Source organism: Streptomyces pseudogriseolus, from assembly GCA_002154585.1.
GTDB lineage: Bacteria > Actinomycetota > Actinomycetes > Streptomycetales > Streptomycetaceae > Streptomyces > Streptomyces pseudogriseolus.
Genome location: MUNG01000760.1, coordinates 1 through 317, shown reverse-complemented (window position 1 = coordinate 317; position 317 = coordinate 1). Strand labels below are relative to the sequence as shown.

Here is a 317-nt window from a genome sequence, read left to right as displayed (position 1 = left end):
GCTGCCCTGGCCGGGCACCCAGGACAGCAGCCACACCTCGTAGCCGGGTCCGGTGCGCAGCCGGTGGTACCAGCGCGTGGTGGCGTCGTAGCGCACGAGCGGCTCCCACTGGGCGCGGTCGGCCGCGACGGCGCGGGCCAGGCCGGCGAACTCGGCCACGGTGGCGGGGTGTTCACGCTCGGGCTGGAGCAGGTGCGGGACTTCGAGGATGTCGCCGGCGATCTGGAGGTCGCTGTCGCTGTTCATGGGTACGGAGGTCCTCGGCGCGATGAGGCGGGGCGGTGGGGGTGTGGCGCCGCAGGGGCCCGGGTCACGGG

The 317-nt window shown here is 75.1% G+C and carries 1 pseudogene (running past one end of the window); it reads right to left on the bottom strand.

Annotation, left to right across the window (positions count from 1 at the left end):
• Nucleotides 1-246: pseudogene (locus CCN29_RS34605) on the bottom strand (cupin domain-containing protein) (its annotated part extends 203 nt beyond the left edge of the window); the annotation flags it as partial.
• Nucleotides 247-317: the final 71 nt, after the last annotated feature.